The following is a 19,257-nucleotide window of genomic DNA, read 5'->3' as shown; positions in this document are numbered from 1 at the left end:
CTTGCGTGAACTCACCGAAGCGTCAAGTTACCACCGGTGACGCCTTGTTATGGTTCTGCTACATCACCGTACGAAACTGCCGCTTGTCGGCTCGTGCCTGCCGGGCTCAGTAGAGCTCCGGCTCGCCCTCCGGGCGCGTCTTGAAACGCCGATGCAGCCACATGTACTGCTCCGGGTGCTTGCCGATCGCCCGCTCGATGAAGGCGTTGACCTGCCTGGCATCACGCACTTCATCGCCACTGGGGAAATCCTCCAGCGCCGGGTGGCACTCGATGGTATAGGTGCGATCATCCGGGTTGCGGTGAAACATTAGCGGCACCACCGGCGCTCCGGTCATTCGCGCGATCTTGGCGGTCAGGCGAATGGTTGCCGCTTCGATGCCGAAAAGCGGAGCGAACACGCTGACGTCGCGGCCGAAATCCTGGTCCGGCGAATACCACACGATGTGCCCGGCCTTGATGCGCCGTACTACCCCGCGCAGGTCATGGCGATCGATGGCTTCGCCGAAGATGCGACTGCGCGCGCGGGTCATGAAACGATCGAACAGCGGGTTGTTGTGCGGCCGGTAGACCACGTCGGAAGGGAAGTAGAGCGAGTGCAGCGCACCGCCCAGGTCCAGCGTCGAGAAGTGGATGCCCACCACCAGCACGCCCTTGCCCTTGGCGTAGGCCGCATCCAGATGATGGCGGCCCTTGTAGGTCACACGATGGCGCAGATGCTTGGGGTCGCGACACCAGCCCGTTGCAGTCTCGAGAATGCCGATGCCATTGGCCTCGAAGGTCTCACGCACCAGCTTGGCACGCTCGGCATCGCCAAGCTCGGGGAAACAGAGCTTCAGGTTGGTGTCGACGATATGGCGACGGCGCGGCACTGCGGCCCAGGCCAATAGACCGAGCGCCCTGCCGATGGCGAGCTTGAGCCGCCATGGCAGCCAGGCCCCCACCCGCATGGCACCGATGGCCAGCCATGCAGGCCAGAAGCGGGGATGGGCGTAGGAGTCGGGCCAGTTGCGTTTGGACATGCAGGATTCCGTTCAGTCGAGCCGCGAATAGCGCCGGGGAACTCGCGGCAGAATACCGGTCAACAGCGTATAGCTGATGGTATCGCAATAGCGAGCCACCTCATCGACGCCGAGCACCGCACCATGACGGGAGCGCCCCCACAGTACCACCTCGGTGCCGATGTCGGCCTCGGGGATGTCGGTCACGTCCACCGTCAGCATGTCCATCGACACCTTGCCGGCAATCGTCGTGCGCTGTCCGGCCACCAGCACCGGCGTACCGTCGACCGCATGCCGATCGTAACCGTCGCCATAGCCGCAGGCCACCACCGCGATGCGTGATGGTCGCGGCGCCCGCCATCGCCCGGCGTAGCCCACCGGCTCCCCCACTGCCAGGTCGCGCACGGCAATGATCTCGGAGCGCAGCGTCATCACCGGCTGCAGCTGGCGGCTGGCCTCGCTGGGTCGTTCCAGCGGATCGCTGCCGTACAGCATGACCCCGGGACGAACCCAACTGCCATGGGACTGCGGCCAGGCCAGGGTGGCCGGGGAGTTGGCCAGACACAGCGGTGCCTCCAGGCGCTGCGCCAGGTCTCGCATGCGTTCCAGTTGGGTCTCGAAGTAGCCGGCATCGATGGCGTCGGCGGTGGCGAAATGGCTCATCAGCTGCAGGCCGGTGGCGCACTCGGGGGCTGCCGCCAGGCGCTGCCACACCGACTCCACCTGCCCGGGGGCAAAGCCCAACCGGTGCATGCCGGAGTCGACCTTGACCCAGACCGGGATCGGCCGGGCCGGACGATGCTCCAGCAAGGTCTGGAGCTGCCATTCGCTGTGCACCGCCATCCACAGGCCGAGCGCCTCGACGCGGGCCAGCTCCGCCGCCTCGAAAATACCTTCGAGCAGCACGATGGGCGACTCGATGCCACCCAGGCGCAAGGCCTCGGCCTCCTCTAGGCAGGCCACGGCAAAGGCGGGCGGACGCTTGCCTTCGGGCAGCGACTCGAGCGCGCGGGCACATGCCACGGCGCCATGGCCGTAGGCATCGGCCTTGATCACCGCCAGAGCCCGGCTCTCACCGGCCAGTTCACGAGCCAGGGCATAATTGTGACGCAGGGCGTCAAGATCGATGTCTGCGACCAGGGGCCTGGCCATGGCAACCTCCGCTGATAGGGAACAGCGCAGTATTATCTTTCATAACTCAAGCCGCTTCACGAAAGAAACCACCGATTACTCGGTGGTTCTCGGTGATTATCTACGTTTTTTGGCGGCAATTTCGAGATTTTTCACGAAGGCGCCTGAGGCCGCTCACCGATGTTCATGACCGGATTGTCGTTGGCCTCATCCGGCAGCTCCAGCGAGACGCGCTCCTCCTCGGACAGCCAGGCGTTGACTGCCTGGATAGAATCCGCCCCGAGGATGCCTGCCTGCAGCTGCAGTTGGAGCAGCCCCAGCACATAGTCGTAGCGCGCCTCGGCGTGCTCGGCGATGGCGTTGAACAGGTTCTGCTCGGCGTTGAGCACGTCGACGATGTTGCGCGTACCCACCTCGTAGCCCGAACGCGTCGCTTCCAGAGCGCTCTGATTGGAGATGATCGCCTGCCGGCGCGCCTCGACGGTCTCGACGTCGTTGTTCACCCGGGTGAACAGGGAGCGGACCTGCTGGATGGTGTCGCGTCGCTGCGCCTCGAAGTCGTACTGCGTGGCCTCGAGCAGGAAGCCGCTCTGACGAATCTGCGCCTGGGTCGAACCGCCGGTGTAGAGCGGCAGGCTGGCACGCAGCCCGACCTGGCTCTCCGACTGATGCGCCGTACCGCTGCGGTCGGTATCCGCCCAACCGTAGTTGGCGAATGCCGACACCACCGGACGCTGGCCGGCACGGGAGACCTCGAGAGTGCTTCTGGCCACCTCGATACCCGCTTCGGCCATCAACACCATGGGGCTGTTGGCCATGGCCAGCGCCACCCACTCCTCGCGGTCGGCCGGCTGTGGCGAGGCAATGGGCACCTCTTCGTCGAGGGCATCGATGCTGTCATAGCGGTGGCCGGTCAGCCGCTCCAGCGCCTCGAAGCTGACCTGCATGGCCCCTTCCGCGGCGATGCGCTGAGCCCGCGCCAGGTCAAAGCGAGCCTGGGCCTCATGCACGTCGGTAATGGCGATCAAGCCGACTTCGAAGCGCTCCCGAGCCTGCTCGAGCTGGCGGCTGATGGCGGTTTCCTGAGCGCGGCGGGCGCTGAGGATATCGTGCGCTCGCAGTATCTCGAAGTAGGCGTTGGCCACGTTGTAGAGCAGCTGCTGCTGGGTCGCTTCCAGCCCCAGAGCGTCACGATCGATCTCTCTCTCGGCACGCTGCAGTTGGGCACGGCGGGTCGGGTCGTAGAGCGCCTGCTCGGCATCGAGGCTGATCCCTACACTGTTCACCGTATCGTCCTGGTCGAAGGCGGCAGCACCGGCCCCCAGCTCCTCGGCGCCCTCCTGTACCCTGCCGGCCGCCCCTTGTGCGGGGCTCGAATAGGTACGTGTGTGACTGACGCTGCCGCCGAGGCCGATCTGCGGTAGCAAGGTGCCGCGCTGTACGTCCCGCGCCGCCTCGGTGGCCTGAAAACCGGAGCGGGTCGAAGCCAGCTCGGCATCGTTGGCCAGCGCATCCTGGGCAATGGTCCACAGATCGGCAGCATGCACGTTGCCTGCCATGGCGAGACCGACGATTGCCGCAAGACCACGGCGCTGAAATCGCCTAGTGAATGGTGAGCGATGCATTGATCGTTTCCTTGTTCATCCCTGCATGATGAGGGTGCTAATGATAGCGCATCAGCATGCAGAAAATATGCAGCCGACCCGAAGGTCGGCTGTTTCTGCTCTATCTGCCGTTACTCGTTGAAGATGTTGTCCATCGAGAGGCCCTGCTTCTCGAGTACGCGACGCAGCTTCTTGAGCGCTTCGACCTGGATCTGGCGTACCCGCTCGCGGGTCAGGCCGATTTCGTCGCCGACCTCCTCCAGGGTCGCCGCCTCGTGGCCTCGCAGGCCGAAACGGCGGATGACCACTTCCATCTGCTTCTCGGTCAGCTCTGCAAGCCACTCATCGACATGTTGCTTGACGTCGATGTCGACCAGCGAAGACTCGGGACCCTGCTCGTTGTCGTCGGCCAGAGTCTCGATCAGCGGCTTGTCGCTCTCGCCGCCCATGGGGTAGTCCACCGAGGAGACACGCTCGTTGAGCCCCATCATCTTTTTCACCGACTCGACCGGCTTGTCGAGATAGTCGGCGATCTCCTCCGGTGTGGCTTCGTGATCCAGCTTCTGGGTCAGCTCACGGGCCGCACGCAGGTAGATATTGAGTTCCTTGACGACGTGGATCGGCAGACGAATGGTGCGGGTCTGATTCATCAGCGCCCGCTCGATGGTCTGGCGAATCCACCAGGTAGCGTAGGTGGAGAAGCGGAAGCCGCGCTCGGGATCGAACTTCTCCACCGCCCGAATCAGCCCGAGGTTGCCCTCCTCGATCAGGTCGAGCAGCGTCAGGCCGCGATTGAGATAGCGGCGGGCAATCTTGACCACCAGCCGCAGGTTGGACTCGATCATTCTCGCCCGCCCCGCCGGGTCGCCCTTCTGGGCCAGGCGGCCGTAATAGACCTCCTCCTCCGGTGTCAGCAGGGGCGAGAAGCCGATCTCGTTGAGATAGATCTGGGTGGCGTCGAGACTATGGTGATAGTGCTTGTCTTCGCGACTCAGCGCCTTCTCGAAGGCGGTATCGTCGTCGCTGTCGCTAGCCGAGCTGTCCGACTCCGTACTGAGCTCTTCATCAGACTCGGTGACGTCGTCGAGATCAACATCCTGAAGGTCCCGTTCAAGCATGCTCATCGGTTGCTACCCCGTGGTTTCGTCCTGAAATGTCGTTATCTCTTGCATGATCCGCATGCAGAGCTCTTTTGTTATTGACTCCTCATGGCACCGGTGGGTACCTATGACCACCTTGCCACCCCGGCGACAGCCACTACCAACTGACTACTGACTCGACTATCGCTGCGGCAGGTACTTAAGAGGGTCCTGAGGCTGGCCATCCTTGCGCACCTCGAAATGCAGCCTGACGTTTTCGGCATCGCTGTCGCCCATGGTGGCGATCACCTGACCGGCCTCGACCACATCGTTCTCCGTCACTCGGAGGCTGTCATTGTGGGCGTAGGCGCTCAGGTACTGGTCGTTATGCTTGAGCAGGATGAGGTTGCCGTAGCCCCGCACCCCGCTGCCGGCATAGACCACGATACCGGGACCGGCTGCTCTGACAGGTTGCCCCTTTTGTCCGGCAATATCAATGCCGGCCGTTATGCTTCCACCTTCACCGAAACGACCGACCAGCTCACCGTCCGCAGGCCACTGCCAGGGCACCTCATCTACCGGTGTATAGGTACGACCAGCACTTGCGGGCTGACGTTCCGGCTCACCCGCCACTTGCGTGCCGGCATCCGGTTCGGGCTGTGCCGCCGGCTGGGGTTCGGGCTGGGGTTCCGGCTGCTGCTGGGGTTCCGGTTGCTGCTGAGAGGCAACGGCCGCTTCGGCATCCACGCGGGCTTCGGCCGTGCGCTCCGGCTCCGCGGTGGGAGCCGGCTCGGCGACCCGCTCCGCACTGGCCAACGCCGTCTCGCTGGGGGCGCTCGCCTGACCGCCGAGAGGCTCTACGGTGAGGCGCCGGTTACGCTCGATGCGCTCTTCGTCAGGCATCAGCCAATCGCTGTCGCCGGCCTGGGCGGTGGTGCCGCCGCCCAGTGCGGTAGCCGTTGCCACCTGGGAGTCGCCCAGCTCACGCGAGGGCTCCTGGCGCGCCGGCGCGCCGGCGCCATCGCTCAGGCGCAGCTGTTGGCCGGGCTGGATGCGATATGGCGGCCCGATCTGGTTGAGTCGCGCCAGGTCGCGATAATCCATGTCATGCCGCCAGGCGATGCCGTACAGGGTATCGCCCTGCTCGACCGTGTAATGGCTTGCCGGAGCACGCTCGCGACTCACCGAGAGATCGCGAACCTGAGGAGTGCCATAATCCTGCTGTGCGGCACAGCCGGCCACGGCCAGAGCGATGGCCGAGACGAGAAAAACCTTACGCATTGGAGCCCTCCTTGTCAGGCGAATTGTGAGAGCCGTTTGCCGCCCGGCCGGGCGCGCTGCCGCCCGAGCCGCGAGCCACCCCGAGCACCAGTGCCGCCCCGAACAACATGGCAATCACCACGGGCAGCATCAGGCCGGATTCTCCGGTCAAAATGGCGTAATCGCCCGGTGTCAGATAGCGGTAGTCGAGCGGAATCATCTGCCCCTCGGGACCGAGCTGATAGCGAACCAGCTCGCGCCAGGGCCAGAGCACGGGCAGCGAGCCGACGATGAAACCGATCAACAGCTGCAGTGTGGCCGTATGATAGCGGCGAAGCAGCCAGGAGAGCAGCCGTGAAAAGCCGAACAGGCCGATCAGGCAGCCTACCGCGAAAGTCGAGAGCAGTGCCAGATCGAAGCTGCGTATGCCCTGCATCACAGTGCCGTAGAGCCCCATGGTCAACAGCAGGAAGCTGCCTGAGACGCCGGGCAACAGCAGTGCGCTGATGGCGATGGCACCGCCCACGATCAACACCAGCGAGGGAACGCCCAGTTGGGTGACCAGCGGCATCAGCGACGGCAGCCCATGCGCCAGCAGCAGACCGACGATCAACGGCACGAGATGCCACAGCTTCCAATCGGCAGGATGCCGGCTGACCACGATGGCGGACGCCGCCACCAGGCCGAAGAAGAAGCCGTTGAGCAGCAGCGGATGATCGTCCATGAGCCACACCACCAGGTGCGCCACGCTGACCAGACTGACGCCGATGCCCAGCAGCAGCGGCAAGGCGAAGGCCAGGTTGAGATGATGATAGAGCCCGGCCAGCCCGCCGCGACGCCATGCCGGGTAGGCGCTGGGGCCGAACTGCTTGATGGTGTGGATGAGTTCCTCGTAGATGCCGGTGACGAAGGCAATGGTGCCGCCGGAAACCCCGGGCACGGCATCGGCCGCTCCCATGCCGGCCCCCTTGAGGAAGACACTGAGTTGTCGCTTCAACGAATCACTCCTTGCAGCAACGGCACGAAGCGCACGCGCTCGAGCCGCTGTACTTCTGTTTGATGGCCCACGCGGCGTACCCGAGTAAGCCACTGGTCGCCGCCCGGATCGGCCAAGGGCAGTATCATCACGCCGCCTTCGGCGAGCTGGTCGATCAGCACCTGAGGCAGCTCATGGGCGCAGGCGGTGAGCAATACCACGTCGAACGGCGCCACCTCCTGCCAGCCGTGGCCGCCATCCGCCAGACGCAAGCGAACGTTGTGCGCCCGCAGCAGGCGCAGCCGCTTCGCTGCCCGGTGATGCAAGGCATTGATCCGCTCCACCGACCAGAGTTCCGGCACCAGACGCGAGAGAATCAACGTTTGATAGCCGGAACCGGTGCCGATCTCCAGCACGCGCTGGGGCGCCTCCTGCATCACCAGCTCGGTCATGCGCGCGACCATCCATGGCTGCGACAGGGTCTGGCCGTGGCCGATGGGCAGCGAGGTATCCTCATAGGCACGATGGGCCAAGGCCTCGTCGAGGAAGAGGTGGCGTGGCTCTTCGGCCATCACCCGCAGCACCCGCTCATCGACGATGCCCTGTGCGGCCAGACGTGCCGCCATGCGGTCTCGGGTACGCTGCGACGTCATGCCGACGCCGCGCAGCAGTTCCGGCAATCGTTCAGGTGAATGCATCCAACCAGCCTTGCACATCGTCGAGCGCTGCATGCCGGGTGAGATCGGTCTGCAGCGGTGTTATCGATACGTATCCCGCCTCGATGGCGGCAAAATCGGTGTCATCGCCATCATCGGCGCTCTGCCCCACGGCCGCAATCCAGTAGCGTAAACGGCCCCGGGGATCACGCACCTCCATTGGCCGCTCCGCCGGCCCACGATAGCCCATGCGGGTCACTCGGAAGCCCTGGATCTCTTCCCAGGGCAGGTCCGGCACGTTGACGTTGAGCAGGCTGCGGGGCGGCAGCGAAAGCTGATCGGCGGCACCGACCAGGGTTGCCGCCACCCGACCGGCGGTGTCGAAGTGGCGCGAGCCCACCAGCGACATGGCAATGGCCGGCATGCCAAGGTTACGCCCCTCCATGGCCGCGGCCACGGTGCCCGAATAGAGTACGTCGTCACCCAGGTTGCCGCCGTGGTTGATGCCGGATATCACCAGATCGGGGCGCTCGTCCCAGATGCCGTTCACGCCCAGGTAGACGCAGTCGGCGGGCGTGCCGTCGACACAGTGAAAGCCGTTGTCCAGCGCCGTCAAGGCCAGGGGACGATTGAGGGTCAACGAGTTGCTGGCGCCACTGCGGTCGCGGTCGGGGGCCACCACGCGCAGCCGGGCATGGAGCTCCAGGGCGTCGTAGAGGGCACGCAGGCCCGGCGCATGCACACCGTCGTCGTTGGATAGCAGCAGTCTGCGCATTCGATAAAGCCTCCAGGTTCAGCCGGGCTCATGCCCAGGCGCCGTGCGTTCGGCGAAAGAGGTCAAGGTGGGATGGTCGAGCAGTTCGCGCAGCACCGCCGTGGCAAAGCCACCGCGCGGCAGATGAAAGTCGAGCCGCGCCACGTCCGCCGACACCTCGAGTCGAGGCTGGTCCAGGCGCATGCGCAGGGCGCGGCGCGCCACGCGCACGCCGGCACGCTCCAGCCCCTGGCACAGGGTGGCATGGCGCTCGCACAGAGCCTGCTCGTAGCGCACCGCCTCGCCCTCGGCGAGGGAATTGCCCACTCCCCACAGCACCCCGCTAGGGTGCAGGTCGAGCCGCTCGGCGCGCTCTGCCAGTTCGCCGTCGAGGGCTTCCACGACGAACTGGCTGGCGCTGCCGTCGAGTATCGCCACGTCGCCCGTCAGCAGCCGCTGCCAGCTGCCGTCGTCCAGACGCATGGCGAGCTGCTCGTTGAACAGGTAGCTGCGCGCGGCGGAGAGCAGCATGCCCTCCTTGTCGTCGCGCTTGCGCCAGCCGCGGGCCAGTAGCGCCCGGGAACGCGCCAGGTTGCGTCCCTCGGGTCCGAAGCGCTGCGGGCCGAACAGGTTGGGTACGCCATGATGACAGAGCCAGGCCCAGCGCGCCTCGAGCTGCGCATTCACCGCCGCCCCGGTGATGCGCAGCGTAAAGCGATTGGCCCGGTGCACCCCACGCTTGAGCTTGCGCGGATGGCGCGCCTGCTCGAGCACTCTCACACCACAGGCCGCCAGCCGCTCGACCAGATCGTCCGGCGCCGGCTGCCCCGGCAGTTGCACGGAGAGCCACTGCCGGGTCACGGCAATTTTGTCCTTCATGCCGGAGTAGCCCACCGCCCGCGGCGACACCTGGCAGGCCCGCGCCAGATGCCGCACCGCATCCAGCGTGGTGAGGCCGCGCTTCTCGATCCACAGCCAGAGGTGTTCGCCGTGCCCCTCGGGGGCAAAGCCGAGCACCTCCTCGACCACGAAGTCCTCCGGCGCGGCGCGGTAGTCGCCGGCCTGCGGCGGGCCGAATTCGGCGTCGGTGGCGCGGGGCCAGTCGCCCTGCCGTCGCGTCTCAGACACTCGTCGCTCCCTCGCGGGTCAGCAGCACCACGGCCTCGGCGGCAATGCCTTCACCGCGACCGGTGAAGCCCAAGCGCTCGCTGGTAGTGGCCTTGACGTTCACCGCATCCAGGGTGAGCTCGAGATCTTCGGCGACATGCGTGCACATGGCGGCGATATGTGGCGCCAGCTTGGGCGCCTGGGCGATCACCGTGGCATCCACGTTGCCGACCCGGTAGCCGGCCTCGCGCACCAGGCCATATACGTGGCGCAGCAGGGCACGACTGTCGGCGCCGGCCCAGGCCGCATCGGTATCGGGAAAATGACGGCCGATGTCCCCCAGCGCACAGGCCCCCAGCAGCGCATCGCTGATGGCGTGCAGCAGGACATCGCCATCGGAATGAGCCACGAAGCCGTGATCGAAAGGAATGGCGACGCCACCGATCATGAGATGGTCGCCTTCGCCGAAGCGGTGGACGTCGAAGCCATGGCCGATCCGTAGCATTCAGTCAGTCTCCTTTGAAGCATGATTGGCATGCCCAGCGCACCCCTGCCCGGCATGGAGCGCGCGCCCTTCCCGCTGGGCGGCCAGCACATGGGCGGCCAGGGCCAGATCCTCCGGATGGGTGATCTTGAGGTTGTCGCGTCGGCCGGGCACCAGCCGCGGCGAGAGCCCCAGCGCCTCCACCGCCGAGGCCTCGTCGGTGACCCCGACGTCGCCGGCCGCGGCCTGCTCCAGCGCCCGACGCAGCAGGCCGTAGCGGAAGCCCTGGGGGGTCTGGGCCTGCCACAGGCCGTCTCTGGGCTCGGTGCTGGCGATGCGCGCCTGGCCGTCGTCGCGCTTGATGGTGTCGGCCACCGGCGTGGCGAGCAGCGCCCCCACGGGGTCTTCACGCAGCGCGCTCAGCAATGTCATGAGATCGGCCACGGTGACGCAGGGTCGCGCCACGTCGTGGACCAGCACCAGATCGTCGTCGCCGGCCTCGTCGGCCAGCGCTGCCAGGGCCTGGCGCACCGAGTCGGCCCGCTCGGCCCCACCGGGGCTGCGCCGCCATTGGGCAAAGGGCACCCAGGCCGGATCGAAGCGGTCGTCGTCGGGGTCGAGGCACAGGCACAGCTGCGCCTGTGGAAAGGCCTGGTACAGTCGCTCCAGCGTATGCGCCAGCACCGGACGCCCTTCCAGGGGCAGGTACTGCTTGGGCCGATCGGCGCCCATGCGCCGCCCGCGACCCGCGGCGGGAACCACAAGCCAGAGCCGCCCGGATGCACCGTCCTCACTCACCGGTCGCTCCCGCCCGTGGGCTGCCCGCCGTCGGCTCCGGGTTGCCGACAGGACCGACGCTCGCCTCGATCACCACGCCAGGTACCCAGTAGAACTGCTCGTCGGTACGCACCATGCCGATGTCGCTGCGGGCCCGCTCCTCGATGGCATCAAGGCCGGTCTGGAGATCGATGACCTCGGCGGCGAGGCGCTGGTTGCGGTCGCGCAGCGGCTTGTTGTCGGCGTCGAACATGGCCACGCGCTCGCGAATCTCGCGCAATTCATGAATACCGCCGTCACCGAGCCACAGGCGATACTGCAGCAACGCCAGCAACAGCAGCAAAGCGATGGCGAGCCACTTGAGCATCGGTAGTTGACCTCATGGTTCTGAATGGCCGGCATTATGCCACCAACGACCGCCCGGCTCACGCCCTGAAAAGCTCACTCCTTGAAGGGCAGTGCCTCAACGGCGGCACGACAGTAGGCCTCGACGTGTCGACGCTCCTCGTCGCAGAAGCGCGTCACGGCGGCACGCAGCCCGGGGTCGGCGAGATGATGCAGCGAACGCAGCCGCCTGGGGGCGAACCCCCTCACCAGCTTGTGCTCGCCCTGGGTGCCGGGGTCGAAGCAGGTCAGTCCGTTGGCCAGGCAGTGTTCGATGCCCTGGTAATAGCACGCCTCGAAGTGCAGACAGTCGGCCAGCACCTCGCTGCCCCAATAGCGGCCGTATAGCGTGCGACTACCCTGCAGGCAGAGCGCAGCGGCCACCGGTTGCTCGTCGAGACGCGCCTGAATGAGCAGCAGCGCCTCTGGCATGGTACGCCGCAGCCGGCGGAAGAAATCGAGGTTGAGATAGCCGTGGCGACCGCGTTCGAGATAGGTAATCTCGTAACAGCGGAAGAAGTGCTCGAGCTCGCGCTCGCCGATCGCCTCGCCGCTGAGTCGATGCAGGCTGAGTCCCTGCTCGCTGACGCGGCGTCGTTCGCGACGAATCGTCTTGCGCCGCTTCGCCGTCATGGCCGCCAGATAGCCTTCGAAGTCGCCGTAGCTCTGGTCGCGCCACTGGAACTGCACTCCGTGGCGCACCAGCAGCTCGGGCCTGGCCTCGAGCCAGGCGTCGACCTCCTCGTCGACGGCAAACAGCAAATGCCAGCTCGACAGCCCGCCCTCCTCCCAGACTCCGGCCAATAGGTCCCGCGCCGCGAGCGGGTCGACATCGGCCGCCAAGGCCAGCCGCGGCCCCGGCACAGGAGAAAAGGGAATCGCCGTGAGTCCCTTGGGATAGTAGCGCCCGCCGGCACGCTCCCAGGCATCGGCCCAGCTCCAGTCGAACACGTACTCACCGTAGGAGTGGAACTTGCGATAGTGGGGCATCACGCCCACCAGAGACTCGCCGCGCCACAGCGTGAGGTGATCCGGCACCCAGCCGGTGGAGCGGCTGGCCGCACCGCTCGCTTCCAGCGCGTAAAGGAACTCATGGCGCAGAAAGGGGTGATCGTCGCCGATCAGTGCATTCCATTGCGTCGCTGCCACCGCCTCGATGGCGGACAGTTGCTTGAGGATCAGCTCGGACATGGGGTTCCTGCCAGGGGAAGTGGCCGATGCGCCGGCTGACAACGGGCCGACGCCCGCCTACATTGTGCGCAGACCCTTCGACCTTTTCCATCGCTGTAATAAAACTACATATTTTTGGCCAAGCACCTTCAATTCTGCCAAGCGATGGGCGACAATTGTGTAAATTTACATTCCTCTAACGACGCGAGGTGCTTCCATGGCTCGCCCCACCGCATTGAATTCCACCGTCGAGCAGGTGACCGAGCGCATTAGCGAGCGTTCACGCGGGCGCCGCAAGCTCTATGAAGCGCACATGGCCGCACAGCACCAGCAGGGCGTGCACCGCGGCGAGCTCTCCTGCGGCAACCTAGCTCACGGCTTCGCAGGCTGCGATCATGCCGGCGACAAGGATCGGCTCAAGCTGACCAACAGCGCCAACCTGGCCATCGTTTCGTCATATAACGACATGCTCTCGGCCCACCGGCCCTTCGAGGACTACCCCGAGATCATCAAGCAGGCCGCCCGCGGCATGGGCAGCACCGCCCAGTTCGCCGGCGGCGTACCGGCGATGTGTGACGGGGTCACCCAGGGCATGCCGGGCATGGAGCTGTCGCTGTTCTCCCGCGACGTGATTGCCATGGCCACCGCCGTGGCGCTGTCCCACAACATGTTCGATGCCGCCCTCTACCTGGGCATCTGCGACAAGATCGTGCCGGGACTGTTCATCGGCGCGGCACGCTTCGGCCACCTGCCGGCGATCTTCGTGCCCGGCGGCCCCATGCCCAGCGGCCTGCCCAACGACGAGAAAGCCCGTATCCGCCAGCTCTACGCCGAGGGCAAGGTGGGCCGCGAAGAGCTGCTCGAGGCGGAGTCGCGCTCCTACCACAGCCCCGGCACCTGCACCTTCTACGGCACCGCCAACTCCAACCAGTTGATGATGGAGATGATGGGCCTGCATCTGCCGGGCGCCTCCTTCGTCAACCCCGGCACCCCGCTGCGCGAGGCGCTGACCCGCTACGCCGCCGAGCAGGCCATCCGCAACACCGAGCAGAGCGGCAACTACCGACCCTTCTACCGCCAGATCGACGAGCGCGCCATCGTCAACGCCATGGTCGGCCTGCTCGCCTCGGGCGGTTCCACCAACCATACCCTGCACCTGGTGGCGATGGCCGCCGCCGCCGGCATCACCATCGACTGGAACGACTTCAACGACCTCTCGGCGGCGGTGCCGAGCCTGACCCGGATCTACCCCAACGGCAGCGCCGACGTGAACCACTTCCAGGCCGCCGGGGGCATGAGCCTGCTGATTCGCGAGCTGCTCGATGCCGGCCTGATCCATGGCGACATTCCCACCGTATTCGGCACCGACCTGACCGCCTATACCCAGGAGCCGTTCCTCGAGGATGGCAAGCTCATCTGGCGCGAGGGGCCGACGGAAAGTCTCGACAGCGACGTGCTGCGCCCGGTCTCCAACCCCTTCGCCGCCACCGGCGGACTGGTGGTGATGGAGGGCAACCTCGGCCGCGGCGTGATCAAGATCTCGGCAGTCAAGCAGGCTAACCGCGTGGTGGAGGCGCCGGTACGCATCTTCGACGACCAGAATCAGGTCAAGGCCGCCTTCGAGTCGGGTGAGCTCGATCGCGACGTGGTGGTGGTGGTGCGCTTCCAGGGACCCAAGGCCAACGGCATGCCCGAGCTGCACAAGCTCACTCCCTTCCTAGGCGTGCTGCAGGATCGCGGTTATAAGGTGGCGCTGGTCACCGACGGACGCATGTCCGGCGCCTCGGGCAAGGTGCCCGCGGCCATTCACGTCACCCCGGAAGCGGTAGACCGCGGCCCGCTGGCACGCCTGCGCGACGGCGATGTTGTGCGGGTCGACGCCGAACGCGGTGAGCTGACCGCGCTGGTCGACGCCGCCGAGTTCGCCGGCCGTGGCATCGTCGAACCCAACCTGGAGCGTTACCACTTCGGCATGGGACGCGAGCTGTTCGGCGGCTTCCGTCATCTGGCCGCCGGTGCCGAGCAGGGCGCCGGAGTGTTCGGCGGCTTCGAGGAGGAGGTGCTCTCCCGCGAGCTCGAGAAGATCTCCCAGGAGGACCAATGACGCGACCGGCCCTGATCGGCGACATCGGTGGCACCAACGCCCGCTTCGCTCTGGTCACGCCGGGCGAGCACGCCCCCCGTGAGAGCATCGCCCTGCCCTGCGCCGATTATCCCGGCCTGGTAGAGGCGGTGCGCGACTACCTGGCCCGGGTCGGCCTGGCCGCCGACGATACCCCACGGCAAGCCTGCTTGGCCTTCGCCTGCCCCATCGACGGCGATCGGGTGGTCATGACCAACAATCACTGGTCGTTCTCTCGCCGCGAGGCGCAGACCGCCCTCGGCCTGGAACGGCTCAAGGTGATCAACGATTTCACCGCCCAGGCTCTGGGCGTACCGCACCTGGCGCCAGACGAGCTGGTCGAGGTGCAACCGGGCGTGGCACGTGAGCACGCCACTTGTCTGGTCATCGGCCCCGGCACCGGACTCGGCGTGGCAGGTATCTTTCCCGGCCGCCATGCCTGGATTCCGCTGCCCACCGAAGGCGGACACGTCACCTACGCCCCCACCGACGAGCGCGAGCAGAACCTGCTGCGACATTTCCGCAACCGCTATGGCCGGGTCTCCGTGGAGCGCATCCTGTGTGGCCAGGGGCTGCTCGACCTCTACCTGGCCCACTGCTCGCTGAAAGGCGCCAATCCCAGCTGCCAGACCCCGCCCGAGGTGACGGCCGCCGCCGCGGGCGGTGACGCCATCGCCCGTGATACCCTGCTGCGGTTTCTCAAGATCCTCGGCGACGTCTGCGGCGATGCCGCCCTGACCATGGGCGCCCGCGGCGGGGTCTATCTGTGCGGAGGCATTTTGCCGCGACTGCTGGACTGGCTACCCCAGAGCCGCTTCGTCGAAGCCTTTACCGCCAAGGGCCGCATGAGCGACTACAACCGCACCATCCCGGTGCGAGTGGTCACCGCGCCCTGGCCGGGGCTGCTGGGCGCCGCCGAGGCCCTGCACAACGAAGAAGTGGAATGACGTGAAGGAGCGCGAATGATCCCGCAAAGCCTGCGAGCCCTGCTCGATGAGACCGACGGCCGGCGTGAGTGCGAGTGGGCCGACCGCCGCGTGTGGTTGGCTCGTGAAGCTTGGGGCGAACTGGCGGTGTGTTTGCAGGGCGCCCAGGTGCTTCACTTTTTACCGGCGTCCGAAGCCACGCCAGCTGAAGGCTCGCTACCTTACGCGCCCACCCCCGCGCGAGCTGAAGGCTCTCTCTCTACTAACGCGCCCGAAACCGCGCGTACTGATCTTCCCGCCCCCGCGCCCGAGAGCATGGGCGAGGAAGAAGAGGCGCTGGTGCCCGGCGGTTGGCTGTGGGTCACGCCCACGCCCCAGGCGCTGCCCGGCGCCATTCGCGGCGGTATTCCGCTGTGCTGGCCCTGGTTCGCCGACGAGCGCGGTGCCGATGAAAGCCCGGATCGCTCGGGCCCCATGCACGGCCCGGCGCGTCTGGCCCAGTGGCGTCTCGACGCAGTGGACGAGCATGAGGGCGGCATCGAACTGCACCTCTCCCCCAGCGAGCGCCTGCACAGCCAGTTGGTGCCGCGCGCGGTGATCCAGGCCAATGCCCGGCGTCTGCACGTGGAGCTGATCACCGAGCACGTCGGCGAGACCCCGGTCAAGCTCAGCGGCGCTCTGCACAGCTACCTGGCCGTGGCCGACAGCTTCGCCTGTCGCCTCACGGGACTGGCCGGCGCCCGCTACCTGGACAAGCTGGCCGGCTTCGCCGAGCGCGAACAGCAGGGCGAGCTCGCCGTACGCGGCGGGCTCGACCGCATCTATCACAGCAACGCCGAGGTGGTGCTCGACGACGGCAGCCGACGCCTGCGCGTCGCCCGCCAGGGCAGCGACTCGGCGGTGGTGTGGCACCCTGCAGAGGCACCGCCCGACGATACTTCGCCCGCCGCCGCGCGACGCTTCCTCTGCGTGGAGTCGGCCAATACCCGCCTCGACCCGGTATGGCTGGTACCCGGCGCCCAGCACCTTCTGGGTACCACCCTGTCGTGGGAGGATAACGAATGATCCCTGTCATCGCCTTCGGCGAAGCCCTGGTCGACATGCTCTCCAGCCGCCTCGGCGACCTCGCCGACGGCGCTCCGGAAACCTTCACCCCCTATGCCGGCGGCGCCCCGGCCAACGTGGCGGTGGCCTGCGCGCGCCTGGGCATACCCAGCCGCTTCCTCGGCATGCTGGGAGAGGATCACTTCGGCGACTTCCTGGCCGCGGAGCTGGTCGCCCACGGCGTCGAGATCAGCGGCGTGGTGCGCACCCGCGAGGCGCGCACGGCGCTGGCCTTCGTCTCCCGCGACGCCCATGGCGAGCGCACCTTCGACTTCTATCGCCCGCCGGCCGCGGATCTGCTCTATCGGCTGGAGCACCTGCCGCCCGGTGTGTTCGCCGAACCGGCCATCGTGCACTTCTGCAGCAACAGCCTGACCGAGCCGGAGATCGCCGACACCACCCTGGCCATGGCCGACATGGCCAGCCGCGCCGGCTGCCTGGTCAGCGTCGATGCCAACCTGCGCCACAACCTCTGGGCCAGCGGCAGCGCCGACATCGCTTTGGTCACTCAGTTGATCGATCGCGCCGGCCTGGTCAAGCTCTCGACGGATGAACTCGACTACCTGCGCGCCGATCATCCCGCCGAGGCCTGGCTGGCCGAGCGGCTTGCCGCCGGCGTCCGGCTGCTGGTGATCACCGACGGCCCCGGTGAAGTGCGCGCCATCGGCGTGGGCAGGGAGTTGCGCCATGCACCGCCCAGGGTCGAGGCCGTGGACACCACCGCCGGCGGCGACGCCTTCATCGGCGGACTGCTGGCCGAACTGGCCGACTATCTGGACAGCACGGAACTCGCGTCAGATTGGCACCAGGACGAGGCGTTTCTGCATCGCGCCCTGCGCACCGCCGCCAACTGCGGCGCCCATGCGGTGACCCGCCCCGGCGCCTATGCCGCCCTGCCCGATCGTGACGACCTGGCCCGGCTACGCGGCGAGAGCTGAGCGATACCAGCCATGCCGCCCGGCCGTGTCATAGCGGCACTCGCGCCGGCAGGCGCCAGCGCAGCGTTCGCGCCACCACCTGCTGCCCCGGGCGATAATCGCCCCGGGCGGCAGCCAGCGCGGCGGCAAGGGCAGCGTCGGCGATACGTTCGTGATCCTGCACCGCCGAATTGACCGGCAGCGGCAGGAAATCGAGCAGGCGATTGTCACCGAAAGTGGCCAGGCGCAGCGTCTGCGGCAGCCCACCCTGCTCCAGCAGCACGTCGAAGACCCCATCGAGCAGCGTATAGGAAGCCGTGACTAGGGCATCGGGCAAACCGTGCTCGGCAAGCAGCTCGCGCATCAGACGCGCTCCCTCGTCTCGCTCGTAGCGCTCGGCCCCGTACATGAGCACCGTTGCGTCGCTGCCGGCCAGAGCCTGCCGGAACCCGCCGCGCCGCTCGTGACTGATGGAGAGCCCCGGCACGGCATCCAGCCAGGCCACGCTTTTCACACCTTCGCCCAGCACCGAGCGCGTCAGCCGCTCGGCGGCCTCCCTATCGTTGCTCACTACACAGGCGAAGTGCCCGGGATCGAAGCCGCGGTCCACCGCGATCACCGGCAGGCCATCGGCCATGAGCTCGGCATAGAAAGGGTCATCCAGGGGCAAGCAGCTGGCGGTGATCAGCACCTCGCAGCGCTGGGCGCGCAGGGCCAGGGCCAGCTCACGCTCGCTCTCCGGCCGGTCGTCGGAGCCGACGATCAGCAGTTGGTAGCCCTGCTCTCGCGCACCGCGCTCGAGTCGCTTCGCCAGCCGCGCATAGCTGGCATTCTCCAGGTCCGGCACGATCAGCCCGAGAATGCGACTCGAGCCCCGCCGCAGCGCGGCGGCCTGTGCATCCACCCGATAGCGGTGCTCGCGCACCACGGCCATGACCTTGTCGACAGTGTCCTGACTGATGCGCCGCTCGGTGGCCTGTCCATTGATCACGTAGCTGGCCGTGGTGCGCGAGACACCGGCCAGGCGTGCGATTTCAGCAAGTGTCATCGCTCTCCCCTGTTAACGGCCTGTCATTCTACGCCAGTGGTTGAGCACCCACCCCCTGCCAAAGTCTAAGATCCTTGACTTGCGAAAGCAGATGAATCGATCCAGCATGAAGAATAGACAAGGTGACACGATTCAGCAAAACACAATCGACAAACCTGGACTTGATCCAGCGGTGTCGATCGGGGTCGCCGCCAACAGGAGATTGCCCATGCTCACGCTACGCCCCGAGGACGTCCGCCTCGACTGTCAGGCACCTGACTGGCGCGATGCGCTGGAGCAGGCCGCCGAATCGCTGCACCGGGCGGGGCTGACCGCCCCCGCCTATCGCGACGGCCTGTTCCAGCGCGAGGCACAGTCCTCCACCTACCTTGGCAACGCCATCGCCATCCCCCACGGCACCCCGGAGAGCCGCGAGCACGTTCTCGCCACCGGCGTACGCGTGCTGCAGTTTCCCGCCGGGGTCGAGTGGCACGACGGCCAGCGCATCCACGTGCTGGTCGCCATTGCCGCCCAGAGCGACGAACACCTGGACATCCTGCGCCAGCTCACCCACGTACTCGACGACGACCGCGTCGGCGAGCGGCTGGCCGGTGCCGGTTCGGCGGCGGCCGTGGCCGCCCTGCTGTCGAAGGCGCAAGTGGAGGCACGTCTGGACACCGATACCCTGTGCCTCGGCTTTCCTGCCCGCGACGCCCGCGAACTGGCCCTGGCCGGCGCCGCCAGGCTGAGTCAGCTCGGCTGCGTGGGTGGCGACTTCA

General features: G+C 66.8%; 19 protein-coding genes. 5 read left to right on the top strand and 14 right to left on the bottom strand.

The genetic code is table 11. The features are described from left to right. Positions 1-106: 106 nt before the first annotated feature. The 13 genes from lpxL to B8115_RS07355 form a co-directional block, all read right to left on the bottom strand. Positions 107-1,021, bottom strand: a complete 915-nt coding sequence (gene lpxL / locus B8115_RS07415) for an LpxL/LpxP family Kdo(2)-lipid IV(A) lauroyl/palmitoleoyl acyltransferase (protein WP_010627144.1) — start codon at positions 1,019-1,021, stop codon at positions 107-109. A 12-nt stretch (positions 1,022-1,033) separates the two neighbouring features. Next, entirely contained in the window at positions 1,034-2,152 is a 1,119-nt protein-coding gene (gene alr / locus B8115_RS07410; protein ID WP_010627143.1) for an alanine racemase, read from the bottom strand. Positions 2,153-2,283: 131 nt separating this feature from the next. Continuing rightward, on the bottom strand, positions 2,284-3,756 hold the full coding sequence (locus B8115_RS07405; RefSeq protein ID WP_010627142.1) for a TolC family outer membrane protein: 1,473 nt from the start codon (positions 3,754-3,756) through the stop codon (positions 2,284-2,286). A gap of 110 nt (positions 3,757-3,866) precedes the next feature. After that, positions 3,867-4,859 carry an RNA polymerase sigma factor RpoS gene (gene rpoS, locus B8115_RS07400; protein ID WP_026037959.1) on the bottom strand — a complete coding sequence of 331 codons (993 nt, stop codon included), beginning with the start codon at positions 4,857-4,859 and terminating at the stop codon, positions 3,867-3,869. Positions 4,860-5,015: 156 nt separating this feature from the next. Continuing rightward, positions 5,016-6,095: a peptidoglycan DD-metalloendopeptidase family protein gene (locus B8115_RS07395; RefSeq protein ID WP_010627140.1), complete on the bottom strand. Its 1,080-nt coding sequence runs from the start codon at positions 6,093-6,095 to the stop codon at positions 5,016-5,018. Next, a complete protein-coding gene (locus B8115_RS07390) occupies positions 6,088-7,071 on the bottom strand; it encodes a DUF368 domain-containing protein (RefSeq protein WP_010627139.1) in 984 nt (327 codons plus the stop codon). Before B8115_RS07390 ends, B8115_RS07395 begins: the two co-directional genes overlap by 8 nt. Continuing rightward, a complete protein-coding gene (locus B8115_RS07385) occupies positions 7,068-7,748 on the bottom strand; it encodes a protein-L-isoaspartate(D-aspartate) O-methyltransferase (RefSeq protein WP_026037958.1) in 681 nt (226 codons plus the stop codon). Before B8115_RS07385 ends, B8115_RS07390 begins: the two co-directional genes overlap by 4 nt. After that, a complete protein-coding gene (gene surE, locus B8115_RS07380) occupies positions 7,735-8,481 on the bottom strand; it encodes a 5'/3'-nucleotidase SurE (RefSeq protein ID WP_010627137.1) in 747 nt (248 codons plus the stop codon). The genes B8115_RS07385 and surE overlap by 14 nt, the downstream gene beginning before the upstream one ends. 18 nt (positions 8,482-8,499) lie before the next feature. Then, on the bottom strand, positions 8,500-9,588 hold the full coding sequence (truD, locus tag B8115_RS07375) for a tRNA pseudouridine(13) synthase TruD (RefSeq protein WP_010627136.1): 1,089 nt from the start codon (positions 9,586-9,588) through the stop codon (positions 8,500-8,502). Then, entirely contained in the window at positions 9,581-10,072 is a 492-nt protein-coding gene (gene ispF / locus B8115_RS07370) for a 2-C-methyl-D-erythritol 2,4-cyclodiphosphate synthase (RefSeq protein ID WP_010627135.1), read from the bottom strand. The genes truD and ispF overlap by 8 nt, the downstream gene beginning before the upstream one ends. Then, entirely contained in the window at positions 10,073-10,849 is a 777-nt protein-coding gene (ispD, locus tag B8115_RS07365) for a 2-C-methyl-D-erythritol 4-phosphate cytidylyltransferase (protein WP_274517414.1), read from the bottom strand. Then, entirely contained in the window at positions 10,842-11,195 is a 354-nt protein-coding gene (gene ftsB, locus B8115_RS07360) for a cell division protein FtsB (protein WP_010627133.1), read from the bottom strand. The genes ispD and ftsB overlap by 8 nt, the downstream gene beginning before the upstream one ends. A gap of 74 nt (positions 11,196-11,269) precedes the next feature. Further along, positions 11,270-12,403 (bottom strand): GNAT family N-acetyltransferase, encoded by a 1,134-nt coding sequence (locus tag B8115_RS07355; RefSeq protein WP_010627132.1) that lies wholly within the window; start codon positions 12,401-12,403, stop codon positions 11,270-11,272. A gap of 196 nt (positions 12,404-12,599) precedes the next feature. On the opposite strand from B8115_RS07355, the gene edd reads away from it, so the two are divergent. The 4 genes from edd to B8115_RS07335 are packed head-to-tail and all read left to right on the top strand — an operon-like array spanning position 12,600 to position 17,472. Continuing rightward, positions 12,600-14,486 carry a phosphogluconate dehydratase gene (gene edd, locus B8115_RS07350; protein ID WP_010627131.1) on the top strand — a complete coding sequence of 629 codons (1,887 nt, stop codon included), beginning with the start codon at positions 12,600-12,602 and terminating at the stop codon, positions 14,484-14,486. Beyond that, positions 14,483-15,451 (top strand): glucokinase, encoded by a 969-nt coding sequence (glk, locus tag B8115_RS07345; protein ID WP_010627130.1) that lies wholly within the window; start codon positions 14,483-14,485, stop codon positions 15,449-15,451. The genes edd and glk overlap by 4 nt, the downstream gene beginning before the upstream one ends. 15 nt (positions 15,452-15,466) lie before the next feature. Further along, on the top strand, positions 15,467-16,495 hold the full coding sequence (locus B8115_RS07340; protein WP_010627129.1) for an aldose 1-epimerase: 1,029 nt from the start codon (positions 15,467-15,469) through the stop codon (positions 16,493-16,495). Beyond that, positions 16,492-17,472 (top strand): carbohydrate kinase, encoded by a 981-nt coding sequence (locus B8115_RS07335; RefSeq protein ID WP_010627128.1) that lies wholly within the window; start codon positions 16,492-16,494, stop codon positions 17,470-17,472. The genes B8115_RS07340 and B8115_RS07335 overlap by 4 nt, the downstream gene beginning before the upstream one ends. A 28-nt stretch (positions 17,473-17,500) precedes the next feature. Here the strand turns inward: B8115_RS07335 and cra are convergent, their stop codons facing one another. Continuing rightward, positions 17,501-18,499 carry a catabolite repressor/activator gene (gene cra / locus B8115_RS07330; RefSeq protein ID WP_010627127.1) on the bottom strand — a complete coding sequence of 333 codons (999 nt, stop codon included), beginning with the start codon at positions 18,497-18,499 and terminating at the stop codon, positions 17,501-17,503. Between the two features lie 208 nt (positions 18,500-18,707). Here cra and B8115_RS07325 point away from each other — a divergent pair. Next, the coding region (locus B8115_RS07325) for a PTS sugar transporter subunit IIA (protein ID WP_010627126.1) at positions 18,708-19,257 on the top strand (550 nt) is incomplete at its 3' end.

Source organism: Halomonas sp. KM-1 (assembly GCF_000246875.1).
Lineage (GTDB): Bacteria > Pseudomonadota > Gammaproteobacteria > Pseudomonadales > Halomonadaceae > Halomonas > Halomonas aerodenitrificans.
The sequence above is the reverse complement of the archived record's forward strand: the minus strand, read 5'-3'. Positions and strand labels throughout refer to the sequence as shown.

Bases quoted from the DNA above. Each gene is read 5' to 3' on its own strand.
- rpoS (WP_026037959.1), bottom strand. From the start codon at position 4,859: ATGAGCATGCTTGAACGGGACCTTCAGGATGTTGATCTCGACGACGTC.
- ispF (WP_010627135.1), bottom strand. From the start codon at position 10,072: ATGCTACGGATCGGCCATGGCTTCGACGTCCACCGCTTCGGCGAAGGC.
- cra (WP_010627127.1), bottom strand. From the start codon at position 18,499: ATGACACTTGCTGAAATCGCACGCCTGGCCGGTGTCTCGCGCACCACG.
- B8115_RS07385 (WP_026037958.1), bottom strand. From the start codon at position 7,748: ATGCATTCACCTGAACGATTGCCGGAACTGCTGCGCGGCGTCGGCATG.
- alr (WP_010627143.1), bottom strand. From the start codon at position 2,152: ATGGCCAGGCCCCTGGTCGCAGACATCGATCTTGACGCCCTGCGTCAC.
- B8115_RS07335 (WP_010627128.1), top strand. From the start codon at position 16,492: ATGATCCCTGTCATCGCCTTCGGCGAAGCCCTGGTCGACATGCTCTCC.
- B8115_RS07355 (WP_010627132.1), bottom strand. From the start codon at position 12,403: ATGTCCGAGCTGATCCTCAAGCAACTGTCCGCCATCGAGGCGGTGGCA.
- B8115_RS07340 (WP_010627129.1), top strand. From the start codon at position 15,467: ATGATCCCGCAAAGCCTGCGAGCCCTGCTCGATGAGACCGACGGCCGG.
- ftsB (WP_010627133.1), bottom strand. From the start codon at position 11,195: ATGCTCAAGTGGCTCGCCATCGCTTTGCTGCTGTTGCTGGCGTTGCTG.
- B8115_RS07395 (WP_010627140.1), bottom strand. From the start codon at position 6,095: ATGCGTAAGGTTTTTCTCGTCTCGGCCATCGCTCTGGCCGTGGCCGGC.
- edd (WP_010627131.1), top strand. From the start codon at position 12,600: ATGGCTCGCCCCACCGCATTGAATTCCACCGTCGAGCAGGTGACCGAG.
- B8115_RS07405 (WP_010627142.1), bottom strand. From the start codon at position 3,756: ATGCATCGCTCACCATTCACTAGGCGATTTCAGCGCCGTGGTCTTGCG.
- surE (WP_010627137.1), bottom strand. From the start codon at position 8,481: ATGCGCAGACTGCTGCTATCCAACGACGACGGTGTGCATGCGCCGGGC.
- lpxL (WP_010627144.1), bottom strand. From the start codon at position 1,021: ATGTCCAAACGCAACTGGCCCGACTCCTACGCCCATCCCCGCTTCTGG.
- glk (WP_010627130.1), top strand. From the start codon at position 14,483: ATGACGCGACCGGCCCTGATCGGCGACATCGGTGGCACCAACGCCCGC.